At 69.3% G+C, this 14,440-nt stretch carries 11 protein-coding genes; 7 read left to right on the plus strand and 4 right to left on the minus strand.

Going from position 1 to position 14,440, the window contains the following annotated elements; all coding sequences use genetic code 11:
- Positions 1 to 112 precede the first annotated feature (112 nt).
- Genes ACQZ13_RS25620 through ACQZ13_RS25630 form a run of 3 tightly spaced genes read right to left on the minus strand, consistent with a single transcriptional unit; the run spans position 113 to position 6,088 of the window.
- Positions 113 to 1,630, minus strand: a complete 1,518-nt coding sequence (locus ACQZ13_RS25620; protein WP_431048676.1) for an efflux transporter outer membrane subunit — start codon at positions 1,628 to 1,630, stop codon at positions 113 to 115.
- Positions 1,627 to 2,847 (minus strand): efflux RND transporter periplasmic adaptor subunit, encoded by a 1,221-nt coding sequence (locus tag ACQZ13_RS25625; RefSeq protein ID WP_431048677.1) that lies wholly within the window; start codon positions 2,845 to 2,847, stop codon positions 1,627 to 1,629. Before ACQZ13_RS25625 ends, ACQZ13_RS25620 begins: the two co-directional genes overlap by 4 nt.
- Positions 2,837 to 6,088, minus strand: coding sequence for an efflux RND transporter permease subunit (locus ACQZ13_RS25630; RefSeq protein ID WP_431053388.1), 3,252 nt, complete (start codon positions 6,086 to 6,088; stop codon positions 2,837 to 2,839). Before ACQZ13_RS25630 ends, ACQZ13_RS25625 begins: the two co-directional genes overlap by 11 nt.
- A 406-nt stretch (positions 6,089 to 6,494) precedes the next feature.
- Here ACQZ13_RS25630 and ACQZ13_RS25635 point away from each other — a divergent pair, with 406 nt between their 5' ends.
- The 4 genes from ACQZ13_RS25635 (at position 6,495) to miaB (ending at position 10,402) form a co-directional block, all read left to right on the plus strand.
- Positions 6,495 to 7,466 (plus strand): LysR family transcriptional regulator, encoded by a 972-nt coding sequence (locus ACQZ13_RS25635; protein WP_431048678.1) that lies wholly within the window; start codon positions 6,495 to 6,497, stop codon positions 7,464 to 7,466.
- Positions 7,467 to 7,698: 232 nt separating this feature from the next.
- Positions 7,699 to 8,373 (plus strand): L,D-transpeptidase, encoded by a 675-nt coding sequence (locus ACQZ13_RS25640; RefSeq protein ID WP_431048679.1) that lies wholly within the window; start codon positions 7,699 to 7,701, stop codon positions 8,371 to 8,373.
- Between the two features lie 130 nt (positions 8,374 to 8,503).
- Positions 8,504 to 8,968: a hypothetical protein gene (locus ACQZ13_RS25645; protein ID WP_431048680.1), complete on the plus strand. Its 465-nt coding sequence runs from the start codon at positions 8,504 to 8,506 to the stop codon at positions 8,966 to 8,968.
- Between the two features lie 93 nt (positions 8,969 to 9,061).
- Positions 9,062 to 10,402 (plus strand): tRNA (N6-isopentenyl adenosine(37)-C2)-methylthiotransferase MiaB, encoded by a 1,341-nt coding sequence (gene miaB, locus ACQZ13_RS25650; protein ID WP_431048681.1) that lies wholly within the window; start codon positions 9,062 to 9,064, stop codon positions 10,400 to 10,402.
- A 44-nt stretch (positions 10,403 to 10,446) separates the two neighbouring features.
- On the opposite strand, the gene ACQZ13_RS25655 is transcribed toward miaB, so the two are convergent.
- Positions 10,447 to 10,719: a hypothetical protein gene (locus ACQZ13_RS25655; RefSeq protein WP_431048682.1), complete on the minus strand. Its 273-nt coding sequence runs from the start codon at positions 10,717 to 10,719 to the stop codon at positions 10,447 to 10,449.
- A 141-nt stretch (positions 10,720 to 10,860) separates the two neighbouring features.
- Here ACQZ13_RS25655 and hemA point away from each other — a divergent pair, with 141 nt between their 5' ends.
- From hemA to prmC, 3 genes are all read left to right on the plus strand, one after another.
- Positions 10,861 to 12,189: a glutamyl-tRNA reductase gene (gene hemA / locus ACQZ13_RS25660; RefSeq protein WP_088407925.1), complete on the plus strand. Its 1,329-nt coding sequence runs from the start codon at positions 10,861 to 10,863 to the stop codon at positions 12,187 to 12,189.
- A 127-nt stretch (positions 12,190 to 12,316) separates the two neighbouring features.
- Positions 12,317 to 13,408, plus strand: a complete 1,092-nt coding sequence (gene prfA, locus ACQZ13_RS25665) for a peptide chain release factor 1 (protein WP_431048683.1) — start codon at positions 12,317 to 12,319, stop codon at positions 13,406 to 13,408.
- Positions 13,405 to 14,244: a peptide chain release factor N(5)-glutamine methyltransferase gene (prmC, locus tag ACQZ13_RS25670; RefSeq protein WP_431048684.1), complete on the plus strand. Its 840-nt coding sequence runs from the start codon at positions 13,405 to 13,407 to the stop codon at positions 14,242 to 14,244. Before prfA ends, prmC begins: the two co-directional genes overlap by 4 nt.
- Positions 14,245 to 14,440: the final 196 nt, after the last annotated feature.

The raw sequence follows: 14,440 nt of genomic DNA on the forward strand, positions 1-14,440 counted from the left end.
ACAGGCCACGTGTCGACACGCCAGCGCGCAGGCGCGGCCATGTCGACAACGGGAGGCAGACTAACGAGGTAGTCTGATTTCGGAAAGGCGTTTTACATTTGCCGATCTGGCGTTACGGATTTCCGTTTCTGGTGACCGCAACCGCGTCCGACGCTCCCGCGTCCGCCTTCATTTCCGCCGGCGCCTGCCATCCACCACCGAGTGCCCGCACGAGCGCCACCGTCGCGCGGCGCTGCCGCGTGGCGAGATCCACCGCGCTGCGTCGCGCCTGCAGGCCCGCCGTCTGCGAGGTGACCACCTCCAGGTAGGCCGCCGCGCCGGCGCGGTAGCGGTTGGTCGCCAGCGCGAGCGAACGCTCCGCCGCGTCGACCGACTTGTTCTCCGCCTCCAGCGCTTCGCCGTAGCGGTCGAGCAGGACCAGTTGGTCCTCGACCTGCTGGAACGCCGCGAGCACCGTACCGCGATAGCGCTGCGCCGATTCGTCCAGCGCCGCGGTGGCACGCGCTTCCTCGGCCTTGCGCCGGCCGCCGTCGAACAGGTTGTAGGCCAGCGTCGGCCCGATGGCCCAGAACAGGTTGGGCGCTTCGAGGAAGCGACCGAAGTCGCTGCTCTGGAAGCCGCCTTGCGCGCTCAGCACGACCGAGGGGAAGAACGCCGTCTTCGCCACGCCCAGCGTCGCGGTCGCCGCCACCACGCGCTGCTGCGCCGCGGCGATGTCGGGACGACGCTCCAGCAAGGTCGACGGCAAGCCCGGCGGTACCACCGGCATCGCCAGATCCAGCGACGCGGCCGGCTCGATCCGGAAGCTCGAGGCGTTGGCACCGACCAGCGCGGCGATCGCGTGCTCCAGCACCGCACGCTGTGCCTGCGACTGCCGACGCTGCGAACGCGCCGACTCCAGTTGGCCCTCCGCCCGCGCCTGGTCAAGACCTGACGCGATGCCGGCCCGATGCCGGCGGGAAATCAGGTCGAACGCGCGGGTGTAGGCCTCTTCGGCATCGGCGAGCAAGGCGTTGTCGCGATCGAGCCCGCGCAGCTGCAGCAGCGAATCCGCCAGCTGCGCCTGCAGCGCCAGCCGCGCCGTGGCGAGGTCCGCCGCCGCCGCGCGTTCCGACGCCAATCCGGCGCGGACCTGCTGAGAGATGCGGCCCCACAGGTCGACTTCGTAGCTCAGGTCCAGGCCCAGCGTCGCGCTGTTGTACCAATCGGGCGAGGTCGGCCCGAGCACGCGTAGCGGGCGTCGCTCCGATTGCCGGTCTCGCTGTCCGTTGAGCGAGCTGTTCAACGTCGGCGATTGCGCCGAACGCAGGCTGTCGGTCGCGGCCCTCGCCTGCTGGTAGCGGGCGAGCGCCGACGCGAGGTCGGGACTGTTCTCGACCAGCCGCTGCTGGAGCGCGTCGAGCTCCGGATCGCCGTAGCCCTTCCACCAGCCGTCGAAGGCGATGGCCGCGGACGTCGACGATCCCGCCTCGACCCACGGACCCCGAGCCTCCTTGAAGCCCGTCGTCATCGGCACCTCCGGCAGCACCGTCTTCGGCGGCTGGGCGCAGCCGGCGATCAACGCGGCGGTCAATGCGCCCATGGCGAGCGTGACGCCGCGGACGGCGCCAGCGGACCGACGCGTCGTCATGTGCGGCCTTTCGCCGATGCCGCCGATCCCGGCGCGGCTGCAGGTTGCGCGACGCGCACCACGTCGCCGTCGGCGATGCCGTCCGGCGGATTCGCGATGACGCGGTCCGCGGCGGTCAATCCGCCGCCGAGCTCGATGCGTGTGCCCATGTCGCGTGCGATCGTGACCTTGCGCAGCTTCACGCGATTGCCCGCGTCGACCGTCGCGACCTGCACGCCGTCCTTGTTGATGATCACCGCGCCCGGCGGCAGCGAGACCGCCGCGCTCGCCTGCGCGCTCGCGGAAGCCGGCGCCGCACCGTCGAAGCGCACGGTCGCGAAGCCGCCCGGCAGCAGTTCGTCCTTGTCGTTGTCGACGGCGAGCTGCACCAGCATCGCACCGCTGGCCGTGTTGATCGCCTGCGAGGTCGACTGCACCGTCGCGGCGAAGCGCTGGCCGGGACGCTCGGGCACCGTCAGCACGGCCTTGCCGCCCGCCCGCACCTGCGCGACCTGGCGCTGCGGCACGTTCACGTAGACCCGCAGCTTGCGCGTGTCGGACACGACGAACAGCTCGCTGCCCGGCGCGCCGCCGATGTTGATCAGCGCGCCGACATCGGTGTTGCGCGCGGTGACGACACCGTCGAACGGCGCCGACAACTGCGTGAAGCGCTTGAGCGCCTCGATCCGGTCGACGTTGGCCTGCAGCGCCGTCACCTGCGACTGCTTCGCCGTCATGTCGCCGGTGCGCTCGTCCACTTCCTGCTTGGACACCGAATCCGATTCCAGCAGCCCCTGCCAGCGCTTGGCCGTGCTCGCCGCCAGCGCGGCATTGCTGCGGGCGGTCGCCAGCTCGGCCTTGGCCTGCATCAGCTGCTGGTCGAGGTCGGGCGTTTCGATCTCGGCGAGCTGCTGCCCCGCCTTGACCTTGCCGCCGATGTCGACGTTCCAGCGCTTCAGGTAGCCGCTGACCCGCGCGTAGATCGGCGCACGCGACCAGGCCTCGATGCGCGCGGGCAGCTCCAGCCCACCTTCGGTCAAGGGCTGCGGCGAGACCAGCGCGACGCTCGGCTGGCCGCGCTCGTCGGCAGTGCTCTGCAATTGCTCGGCGTTGGACTTGCGGGACCACAGGCCCGCCGCCACCACCGCGATGGCGATGACGACCGCAACGGTCGCGGCGAGCTTGAAGCGCGCGGGAGGACGCGAGGACACCACGGTGTTGTCGTTATCAGTTCGCATGGGAAGCATCTCCGGCCCCGGGCAGCGCGGTGGCGGCGCCGGCGGTCAAGTCGTTCGATTCAGAAAGGTCGGCGGCGGGGCCGGTCTTGCGGTGGTGTCGATGCACGATGCTGAACACCACCGGCACGAAGACCAGCGTCGCGAAGGTGGCGAAGACCAGGCCGCCGATCACGGCGCGTCCCAGCGGCGCGTTCTGCTCGCCGCCTTCGCCCAGGCCCAGCGCCATCGGCAACATGCCGATCACCATCGCCAGCGCCGTCATCAGCACCGGACGGAAGCGCACGAATCCGGCTTCCATCGCGGCGGCGTAGGCATCGCCCAGTTCCTCCAGCCGCTCCCGCGCGAAGCTGATCACCAGCACGCTGTTGGCGGTCGCCACGCCCATGCACATGATCGCGCCCGTCAGCGCGGGCACCGACAAGGTCGTCCCGGTCGCGAAGAGCATCCACACGATGCCGGCCAGCGCCGCGGGCAGCGCCGACACGATCACCGCCGGGTCCAGCCAGGACTGGAAGTTCACGACGATCAGCAGGTAGATCAGCACCACCGCGCCGAGCAGCCCGAACAGCAGGCCCGAGAACGCGCGATCCATCGTGCGCACCTGGCCGAGCAGCTGCACGTTGGAACCCTTGGGCACGTCGGCCTGCGTCTCGGCGAGCACCTTGCGGATGTCGCGCGCGACCGCGCCGAGGTCGCGGTCCTGCGTCGTCGCATGAATCTGCACCATCGTCGCGACGTCGTACTGGCTGATCAGCGCCGGACTGTTGACGCGCTGGAAGGTCGCCACGCCGCCGAGCGTCGACGTGCCCGGCTGGCTGCCGTTGCCGATGGGCAGGTTGCTCAGCGAGGCCAGCGAATCCAGCTGATGCTGCGGCGTCTGCATCACGATCGAGTAGCTGACGCCGTTCTGCGGATTCAGCCAGAAGGTCGGCGCGACCTGGCTGCTGCCGGCCAGGTTCACGACCAGGCTGTTGGCGACGTCGCGCGTGGTCAGGCCCTGCAGCTGCGCCTGCGTGCGGTCGACGTCGACGTTGAAGGTCGGCGCCTTGTTGGACTGCTGGATGCGCGCGTCGGCCACGCCGGGGATCGCCTTGATGCGCTTGAGCAGCTGCTGCGCGTAGGCGAAGTTGGACTCGACGTCGCGACCCCGCACCTGCACGTCGATGGGCGCGGGCGCGCCGAAGTTCAGGATCTGGCTGACGATGTCGGCCGGCGGGAACGAGAAGGTCGTGTCCGGGAACTCGCGCGGCAGGACCTGGCGCAGCTGGCGCACGTAGTCGGCCGTGGGCGCGTGGCCTTCCTTCAGCGCGATCTGGAAGTCGCCGTCGGAGGTGCCCAGCACGCCGGTGTTGTTGTAGGTCAGGTTGATCGACGACGGCGGCAGGCCGATGTTGTCGACCATGGTCTCGATCCTGTCGGACGGGATCACGCGGCGGATCGCCTGCTCGATCTTCGCGAAGCGCGCGGCGGTCTCCTCGACGCGCGTGCCCACCGGCACCCGCGCGTGCATCAGGATCTGGCCGGAGTCGACCTGCGGGAAGAAGTTGCTGCCGATGAAGGGCACCAGCGCGAAGGACGCCAGCACCACCACCGCGAAGCCGATCAGGAACGGCTTCTTGCTGCCCAGCGCGGCCTCCAGCATGCGGCGGTAGCCCTCGCGCACGCGCTCGAAGCGGGCTTCGAAATTGCGCTGGAAACGCACCAGCGGATTGCGCGACGGCGGCTGCGCCAGATGCCCGTGGCCGTCGGTCAGCGGCGCATGGGGATGCAGCAGGTACTTGGCCATCGTCGGCACCAGCGTGCGCGACAGGATGAACGAGCACACCATCGCGAAGATCACCGCCTCGGCCATCGGCACGAACAGGAAGCGCGACACGCCTTCCAGGAAGAACATCGGGATGAACACGATGCAGATGCACAGCAGCGAGACGAAGGCCGGCGTCACGATCTGCTGCGCGCCGTCCATGATCGACTCCTCGACGCCCTTGCCGTGCTCCAGGTGCCAGTTGATGTTCTCGATGGTCACCGTCGCGTCGTCGACCAGGATGCCCACCGCGAGCGCGAGGCCGCCCAGCGTCATCAGGTTGAGCGTCTCGCCGATCGCCGCCAGGCCGATGATGGATCCCAGGATGGACAGCGGGATCGACACCGCGATGATCACCGTCGAGCGCCAGCTGCCCAGGAACAGCAGGATCATCAGGCTGGTCAGCGCCGCGGCGATGGCGCCTTCGACCGCGACGCCCTTGATGGCGGCGCGCACGAAGACGGACTGGTCGTTGATCGGCTTGACCTCCAACTCATCGGGCAGCGACGGTCGCAGTTCGCCGAGCTTGGCGCGCACGCCGTCGACGATCGCGAGCGTGGACGCCGCGCCGTTCTTCAGCACCGACATCAGCACCGAGCGCCCGCCGTCCACATGGACGATGTTGGTCTGCGGCGCATTGCCGTCGTGCACGTCGGCGACGTCGCGCAGATAGATCGTGGAGCCGTTGACCACCTTCACCGGCAGCCGGCCCAGTTCCTCGATCGCGGACGGCGCGCTGTTGAGCTGCAGCGTGTATTCGAGTTCGCCGATCTTCTGCGTCCCGATCGGCGTGAGCACGTTCTGCGTCGCCAGCGCGGTGGCCACGTCCTGGGCCGACAGCCCGCGCGCCTGCAGCGCGGCGGGGTTGACGTCGATCTGCACCTGGCGCTGCTTGCCGCCGTAGGGCAGCGGGATCGCCGCGCCGGGCACGGTCACCAGCGGCGTGCGGATCGTGTTGAAGCCGAGGTCGAACAGCTGCTGCTCCGACAGCCCCTTGCCCGAAAGCGCGAGCTGCAGGATGGGCACCGTGGCGGCGTTGTAGTTCAGGATCAGCGGCGGCGTCGTGCCGGCCGGCATCTGCCGCACGGCGACCTGGGCGACCGCGGTCACCTGCGCGTTGGCCACCGCGATGTTCACGCCCGGCTGGAAGAAGATCTTCACCACCGAGACGCCGGGATAGGTGTTGGCCTCGATGTGCTCGATGTCGTTGACGGTGGTCGTCAACGTGCGCTGGAACAGCGTCGAGATGCGCCCGGCCATCTGGTCCGGCGGCAGCCCGGTGAACTGCCAGGCCACCGCGATGACCGGCACCCGGATCTCCGGGAAGATGTCGGTGGGCGTGCGCACCGCCGCCAGCGGGCCGATGATCAGCAGCAGCAGCGCCAGCACGAAGAAGGTGTAAGGGCGTCGCAGCGCGACGCGCACGGCGGCCATCAGCATGGACGGATTCCCACGATCGTTGTCATCGTTGCTCTCTGGTGGACGACCGTTTTCCGGTCTTGTCGAGCGCGGATTTTGTGTGTCGACACGCGCCCATGTATTGCTGATCGGTAATGACCGTACGCGTACGGGGTCACTCACCCCCCGATTGGGCGGCATGCATCGGCGTGGTGCGAAAACCGGGCGATGCACGCCCCTTCCCGACCGCCTGGCGCCTGCCCGGCTCCCGCACGCCCCCGCTCGATCTCGGGCTCGACGACTTGCGCGCCTGACCGCGGGGGGCACGGGCTCGGCAGGCCGGACTGTAGGCAGGCGATTGGCAAGCCGCTAGGCGGGTCCGCATTGAAGGATTGGCAAGCGGAACTTGATAATCCGCCCGTCCCGCATCGGTCATCCTCACGCCATGCCCGTCAACGAACTCCGCGCCATCACGACCTTCGTCCGCACCGCCGAACTGGGCAGCCTGCGCCGCGCCGCCACCGCGCAAGGCATCACGCCGCAGGCGGCGAGCCAGGCGCTGGCGCAGCTCGAGCAGCACCTCGGCGTGCGGCTGTTCCATCGCACGACGCGCAACATGGCGCTGACCGACGAGGGCCGCCAGTTCCTGGACAGCGTGCGGCCCGCGCTGGGCTGGCTGCATCGCGCGATCGAGAACGTGCGCGAGGCCAAGGACGAGATCGCCGGCCCGCTGCGCATCGTCGGTCCGCGCTCGGCGTTCCGCCCGGCGTTGTGGGCCCTGCTGGACGAGTTCTGCACCCGCCATCCCGAGGTCCGGCCCGAAGTCCAGCTGGCCGACGACATCGGCAACTGGGTCGAGGACCGCGTCGACGTGGGCTTCCGCATCGGCCCGTCGCCCGCGGACGGCGTCATCGCGCGGCGGCTGTTCCCGGTGCAGGGGATCATCTGCGCGACACCGGCCTACCTGCGCAAGCACGGCGCGCCGCAGACGCTGGACGAGCTGGCCGCGCATCGCTGCAGCACCTTCCGCCATCCCGAGGGCCGCATCGTCGCCTGGACCGTCAAGGTCGGGAAGGCGGTCGCCGCGCAGCCGATCACGCCGGCGCTCTGCGTCAACGATGAAGAACTCGAATTCGACGCGCTGCTCGGCGGCCAGGTGATCAGCATGATGACCAGCATCACCGTGGCCGCCCACATCCGCGCGGGGCGGCTGGTGCCCCTGCTTACCCGACATGTGGCCGCGCCTTCCAGCCTGCATGTCTACTGGGGCAGCCGCAGCGCGCAACCGGCGCGCGTGCGCGCCTTCATCGACCTGGCCATCGAGCGTCTGGCGGACAGCGACGACTACGTCCTCGGCGCCAAGGAACTGGCGGCGGCGGAAGCCCACGGGCGCGAGAAGTTCCTATCGCGCACCTAACGTACGTCGATTCGTGCCGCAGCCCGCACGTCTTACAAATTCCCGGGAAAGTCCTCCCGTTTTTGCCGACAGATCGACCGTTGAAACAACCCGTTGCTCCTTAATATGCGGCCCCAGCGGACTCGCCCGGCTTTTGTCGGCGCATGTCAGAACGTCCGCCAGAAGGACATCGGGCAGTATGAAGTCGATCAGTTCGTCGGGTCCGTCGAAGGCGGTATGGACAGGGATGGCGATGGCTGCGGTCATCGCGGCCGTGCTGGGCTCACCCGGCGCTCGCGCCGAACCCGCGCTTCAGCAACCGCTCCAGCAGCTTCAGCCGCCTTCCGCGCACATCGCGCCGCTCGCCGTCGACTTCCACGGCGAGTCCGCGTCGCCTGAGGCCCGCGCCGCGGCCCGCGCGGCGTTCGAGGGTTTCGACGCCAAGGGGCGCCCCTTCGCTGTCGTCGACAAGAAGGAAGCCAAGCTCTTCGTCTTCAATGCCGACGGCCAACTGGTCGGCGCCGCACCGGCGCTGCTGGGCCTGGCCCGTGGCGACACGGTCGCCCCTGGCGTCGGTCAGATGGTGAGTACCGGCATTCCGCCGGGCCTGCGCACCACGCCTTCCGGACGCTACGACAGCCAACCTGGTCCCAATCTCAAGGGCGAGACCGTCATCTGGGTCGATTACGACGCGGCGTTCGCCATCCACCGGCTCCGCCCGAGCCCGGCCTACGAGCGCCGCGCCGAGCGCCTCGCGTCGCCGTCGCCGGATGACAACCGCATCTCGCTGGGCTGCGTCGTCGTCGCGGGCGAGTTCTTCGACCGCGTCGTCGCGCCGGTGCTCGGCCGCGGACCGGGCGTCGTCTACGTGCTGCCCGAACCCGGCCCCGCCGCCGTCGCGCAGAACACGGCCACCGGGCGCCTCTGACACTGCCCTCCGCCCTGCAGAAACGACAGGCGGAAACGAGAGGCAACCGCCACCCTGACCCCGCCGGCGGCGCGACCTCGCCCGCTACACTTGCGCCCTTGCGCATTTCCGCAGCCACTGGATCTACACCATGTACCGCTGTGCCTCGCCCGCCCTGCCCCGCCGTCGTTCGATGATGGCGACGGCCGCCAGCACCGCCCTGTTCTCGCTCGCCGCCGCGTTCGGCGGTCTTGCCGCGATCGCGACGCCTACGCCCGCCCAGGCCCAGATCGCCCCGGGCCACCGCTTCTTCCCGCAGCGCGCGCTGCGCGGCGAGATCGTCTTCGGCGTCACGCCCGACGTGCAGCTCAACGGCAAGCCGGCGCGCCTCGCGCCCGGTGCGCGCATCCGCAACGCGGTCGACCAGGTCGCCACGCCGGGCTCGCTCTACCAGCAGAAGGCCGTCGTGCTCTACACCTGGGACATGAACGGCCTGCTCATGGACATCTGGGTACTGAACGACGTCGAACTGGCCAACAAGACCTGGCCGACCACGCCGGACCAGGCCTCCAAACTGGTGTTCGACCAGGCCAGCCAGGTCTGGCGCAAGCCCTGAGCCACTGAGCCAGCGCCCGCGCCGCGCCGTCCGTTCCCCGGGCAGGCGCACCGCGCGGGGCCGCCGCATTCATCCCGATTCCCGGAGCTCCCCATGAGCAAGAAAGTCTTCATCAAGACCTTCGGCTGCCAGATGAACGAGTACGACTCGGACAAGATGGCCGACGTCCTGCGCGCCGCCGAAGGTTATGAGCCCACCACCGACGTCGACCAGGCCGACCTGGTGCTGTTCAACACCTGCTCGGTCCGCGAGAAGGCCCAGGAGAAGGTGTTCTCCGACCTCGGCCGCATCAAGCACCTGAAGGCCAAGGGCGTGATGATCGGCGTCGGCGGCTGCGTCGCCAGCCAGGAAGGCGCGGCGATCATCGAGCGCGCGCCCTACGTCGACGTCGTCTTCGGCCCGCAGACCCTGCACCGCCTGCCGCAGATGCTGGCCCAGCGCCAGCAGCAGTCGCGCCCGCAGGTCGACATCTCCTTCCCCGAGATCGAGAAGTTCGACCACCTGCCGCCGGCCAAGGTCGAAGGCGCCTCGGCCTTCGTGTCCATCATGGAAGGCTGCTCGAAGTACTGCTCCTACTGCGTCGTGCCCTACACCCGCGGCGAGGAGGTCAGCAGACCCTTCGAGGACGTGCTCGAGGAAGTCGCCGGACTGGCCGACCAGGGCGTCAAGGAAGTGACGCTGCTGGGCCAGAACGTGAACGCGTATCGCGGCGCCATGGGCGGCACGGACGAGATCGCCGACTTCGCGCTGCTGCTCGAATACGTCGCCGAGATCCCCGGCATCGAGCGCATCCGCTACACCACCAGCCATCCCAACGAGTTCAGCCAGCGCCTGATCGACGCCTACGCCACGATCCCGAAGCTGGTGAACCACGTGCACCTGCCGGTGCAGCACGGCTCGGACCGCATCCTGATGGCGATGAAACGCGGCTACACCACGCTGCAGTTCAAGAGCATCGTGCGCAAGCTGCGCGCCATCCGTCCGGACATCCGCATCGCCTCGGACTTCATCGTCGGTTTCCCCGGCGAGACCGACGAGGACCACGCCAAGACCATGCAGCTGGTGCGCGACATCGGCTTCGACGCGTCGTTCAGCTTCATCTTCAGCCCGCGTCCCGGCACGCCGGCGGCCAACCTGGCCGACGACACGCCGCACGAGGTGAAGGTCCGCCGCCTGCAGGAACTGCAGGCCGAGATCGAGGCGACCGCCGTCCGCTACAACCACAGCATGGTCGGCAAGACCGTGCCGGTGCTTGTCTCAGGCCACGCCCGCCGGGACGCCACCGAGTTGATGGGCCGCACCGAGTGCAACCGCATCGTCAACTTCAAGGGCCACGAGCGCCTCATGCACCAGATCATTCCGATGCATGTCACCGAGGCCTTCGCGCATTCGCTGCGAGGCGAGGTACCGGTGACCGAGGATCTGCAGGGCTGAGCCCACCCTCCTCTAAAGCGGTAGCACGTGACGTCGGCCCGGGCTCAGCGTTTGTAACTGACGCCCCACTGCGTGGCCGTGATGCCGATCAGCATCAGGCCGTAGCCGGCCATGGTGCCGTCGGCGCCGGTGAGCATCAGCGCGGCGAACAGGCCGAGCGTGCCGCCGACGCCGCCCCACAACGCGAGCGTGCGCCAGCGCATGCCGGAGACGGTCTCCCGCCAGATCAACTTCAGGGCGGCGGCCATCAGCGCCGCGACGCCCCAGGCGGGCAGGAACAGGTTGCCGAAATGCCAGACGGCGTCGAGTGGATCCACGGGTCGGTTCGCTCCGGGCGAGAGGTAGATGTAACGGGACGGCGGTGGAAAGGCGTCTTTCCTTGACGCATCCCGGGGCGATGAGCGCGCCGCCAAGGCCCGTGCGAGACACGGGCCGGGCAGGAATTTTATAATCGCTGCATGTCCGTCTTTGCCCTGGGTCTGAACCACACGTCCGCGCCGCTCGATCTGCGCGGCCGTTTCGCGTTCACGCTCGAGCAACTGGCCCCGACGCTGCTGCGTTTCCAGGACCAGATCGGCAGCGGCCAGCGCCGCCGCACGGCCGCCGCGGAAGCCGCCATCCTCTCCACCTGCAACCGCACCGAGCTCTACGTGGCCGGCGACGCCGACATGGTCCGCCCCGCCGTCGACTGGCTGGCGCAGGTCGGCGGGGTCGGCAGCACGATGCTGATGGACCACTCCTACGTGGTCGAGGACGGCGCCGCGGCGCGCCACGCCTTCCGGGTCGCCAGCGGGCTGGACTCGATGGTGCTGGGCGAGCCGCAGATCCTCGGCCAGCTCAAGCAGGCCGTGCGCGAGGCCGACACCGCCGGCACGCTCGGTACCACGCTGCACCAGCTGTTCCAGCGCAGCTTCTCGGTGGCCAAGGAAGTCCGCAGCTCGACGGAGATCGGCAGCCACTCGATCAGCATGGCCGCGGCCTCGGTCCGGCTGGCCTCGCAGCTGTTCGAGAACCTCGCCGACATCAAGGTGCTGCTGGTCGGCGCGGGCGAGATGATCGAACTGGTCGGCACGCACTTCGCCGCGAAGTCGCCCAAGACCATCGCCATCGCCAACCGCACGCAGGAACGCGGCGAGAAGCTCGCCCACCAACTGGGCGGCGAAGCCTTCCGGCTGGCCGACCTGCCCGACCGCCTGCACGAATTCGACGCGGTGATCTCCTGCACCGCGTCCAGCCTGCCGCTGATCGGCCTGGGCGCCGTCGAACGCGCGCTGAAGAAGCGCCGCCACAAGCCCATGTTCATGGTCGACCTGGCGGTGCCGCGCGACATCGAACAGGAAGTCGCCAAGCTGGACGACGTCTACCTCTACACCGTGGACGACCTGTCCAAGCTGGTCCAGACCGCCGGCGAGAAGCGCCAGGCCGCGGTCCAGCAGGCGGAAGCCATCATCGAGTCCGGCGTCCAGAGCTTCGTCCACTGGCTGGGCCAGCGCCACACGGTGCCGCTGATCCAGGCCCTTCACCAGCAGGCCGACAGCTGGCGCCAGGCAGAGATCCAGCGCGCGCGCAAGCTGATCGCCAAGGGCGAGGACATCGACAGCGTGCTGGATGCGCTGGCGCGCGGACTGACGCAGAAGATGCTGCACGGCGCCATGGCCGAACTCAACGGCAGCGACGGCGAGCAGCGCCTGCAGATGGCACAGACCGTGTCGCGGCTGTTCCTGCGCGGCGGCGCGAAGACCTCGGGCGCCCGCCCGGACGCGCTCGGCGAAGAAGCGGACTCATAGCGGCGCGTTCCGCGCGCGAGCGGCCGGCACCGGCTGCTCTTCGGCACACCCTGCCGCCCTGCTCCCGGTCCATCGACCGATCGTCCCTCCGCCGCTTCGTTCTCCCCGCCCTCGCTGCCCATCCCCCATGAAAGACGCCCTGCGCCAGAAGTTCGACCGCCTCGGCTACCGGTTGGCGGAGCTCGACAGCACCCTGGCCGACGGCAGCGCCGCCGCCGACATGAAGCGCTACCGCGCGCTGACGCGCGAGCAGTCGGAGGTGTCCTCGCTGGTCGAGCGCTACCGGCGCTACGTGCAGCGCGAGCAGGACCTCGTCGCGGCGCGCGAGCTGCTCGACAGCGGCGACGCCGACATGATCGAGATGGCCCGCGAGGAGATCGCCGGCGCCGAAGCCGATCTGGCGCAGCTCGACCAGGAGCTGCAGCTCGCGCTCATCCCTCGCGATCCGGATGACGACAGACCCGCGTTCCTCGAAATCCGTGCCGGCGCGGGCGGCGACGAATCGGCGCTCTTCGCCGGCGATCTGACCCGCATGTACACCCGCTTCGCCGAAGGACGCGGCTGGCGCTGCGAGGTGCTGTCGGCGAGCGAATCGGACCTGGGCGGCTACAAGGAAATCGTGCTGCGCCTGGACGGCGACGGCGTGTACGGGCAGATGAAGTTCGAATCGGGCGGCCACCGCGTGCAGCGCGTGCCCGCCACCGAATCGCAGGGGCGCATCCACACCAGCGCCTGCACGGTTGCGGTGATGGCGGAACCCGACGAGGCCGAGGAGATCCAGCTCAATCCCGCCGAGCTGCGCATCGACACCTTCCGTGCCAGCGGCGCGGGCGGGCAGCACGTCAACAAGACCGACAGCGCGATCCGGATCACGCACCTGCCGACCGGCCTGGTCGCCGAGTGCCAGGACGACCGCAGCCAGCACCGCAACAAGGCCAAGGCGATGGCAGTGCTCGCCGCGCGACTGCGCGACAAGGACCGCAACGAGCGCGCCGCCAAGGAAGCCGCGCAGCGCAAGAGCCTCGTCGGCACCGGCGACCGCAGCGACCGCATCCGCACCTACAACTTCCCCCAGGGACGCCTGACCGACCACCGGATCAACCTGACGCTCTACAAGCTCGGCGCGATCATGGACGGCGACCTCGACGACGTCCTCCAAGGTCTGCAGCAGGCGCAGGCCGCGGAGCAGCTCGCCGCGCTGGAAGGCGGTCAGGCATGAGCGCCGCCGATGGGGCCTTGACGATCGTCGGAGCAGAACGTGCCGCCATCGCCGCCGGTCTGCCGCGCGCCGAGGCGCTGTACCTCTTGCAAGCGCTGCTCGGCGTCTCGCGGGCGTGGCTGATCGCGCACGACACCGATCCGCTCGATGCGCCCCAGCAGGAGCGCTTCCGGGACTGGCTCGCCCGCCGGCTCGACGGCGTACCGCTGGCCTATCTGACCGGCGAGAAGGAGTTCTTCGGCCTGACGCTGCGCGTCACGCCGGACACGCTGATCCCCCGGCCGGACACCGAGGTACTGGTGGAATGGGCGCTCGAACGCCTCGCGGGACTGTCATCGCCCCGGGTCGTCGACCTGGGCACCGGCACCGGCGCGATCGCGCTGTCGATCAAGTCGCGGCGTCCCGACGCGGACGTCCGCATGGTCGATGCAAGTGCGGGCGCCCTCGCCGTCGCCCAGGACAACGCCCGCCGACTGGGTCTGGCGGTCGACAGCCACCTCGGCCATTGGTACGAGCCTCTGGCGGGTCAATCGGCATTCGACCTGATCCTCAGTAACCCGCCGTACGTTGCGGGGGACGATCACCACCTCGACGCGCTGCGCCACGAGCCCCGGATGGCGCTGACGCCGGAAGGCGACGGACTGGCCGACCTGCGCGAGCTGGTGGACGGCGCGCCGGCCCGGCTGCGTCCGAACGGATGGCTGCTCCTCGAACATGGGTATGACCAGGCCGAGGCGGTGGCCGGTCTGCTGAGCGCACGAGGCTTCGTCGACGTCGAGAACCGGCGCGATCTGGGCGGTCAACCCCGCGCCAGCGGCGGCCGCTGGCCGGCGTAAGGAATGTGGCGGCACGCACAGGAATGTGGCGCGCCTCACAGACTGTTTCCACACTGCGAGAAACCGCGCCGGGAATCCGCAACAGTGCCTGGAAACCCCCTCAACTCGATCTGGCGCGGTAACCGGCCCGGGCGTAGCATGGTCTGACTTGGTGCCCGTTTTGATCCATCTTGAAACGGGTTTGTCGTGAGTCTGG

Source organism: Roseateles sp. L2-2 (genome assembly GCF_050613215.1).
Lineage (GTDB): Bacteria > Pseudomonadota > Gammaproteobacteria > Burkholderiales > Burkholderiaceae_C > Roseateles > Roseateles noduli.

Coding starts and splice junctions, on each gene's coding strand:
- ACQZ13_RS25620 (WP_431048676.1), bottom strand. CDS start 1,630: ATGACGACGCGTCGGTCCGCTGGCGCCGTCCGCGGCGTCACGCTCGCC.
- ACQZ13_RS25625 (WP_431048677.1), bottom strand. CDS start 2,847: ATGCGAACTGATAACGACAACACCGTGGTGTCCTCGCGTCCTCCCGCG.
- ACQZ13_RS25635 (WP_431048678.1), top strand. CDS start 6,495: ATGCCCGTCAACGAACTCCGCGCCATCACGACCTTCGTCCGCACCGCC.
- ACQZ13_RS25640 (WP_431048679.1), top strand. CDS start 7,699: ATGGCTGCGGTCATCGCGGCCGTGCTGGGCTCACCCGGCGCTCGCGCC.
- ACQZ13_RS25645 (WP_431048680.1), top strand. CDS start 8,504: ATGTACCGCTGTGCCTCGCCCGCCCTGCCCCGCCGTCGTTCGATGATG.
- miaB (WP_431048681.1), top strand. CDS start 9,062: ATGAGCAAGAAAGTCTTCATCAAGACCTTCGGCTGCCAGATGAACGAG.
- hemA (WP_088407925.1), top strand. CDS start 10,861: ATGTCCGTCTTTGCCCTGGGTCTGAACCACACGTCCGCGCCGCTCGAT.
- prfA (WP_431048683.1), top strand. CDS start 12,317: ATGAAAGACGCCCTGCGCCAGAAGTTCGACCGCCTCGGCTACCGGTTG.
- prmC (WP_431048684.1), top strand. CDS start 13,405: ATGAGCGCCGCCGATGGGGCCTTGACGATCGTCGGAGCAGAACGTGCC.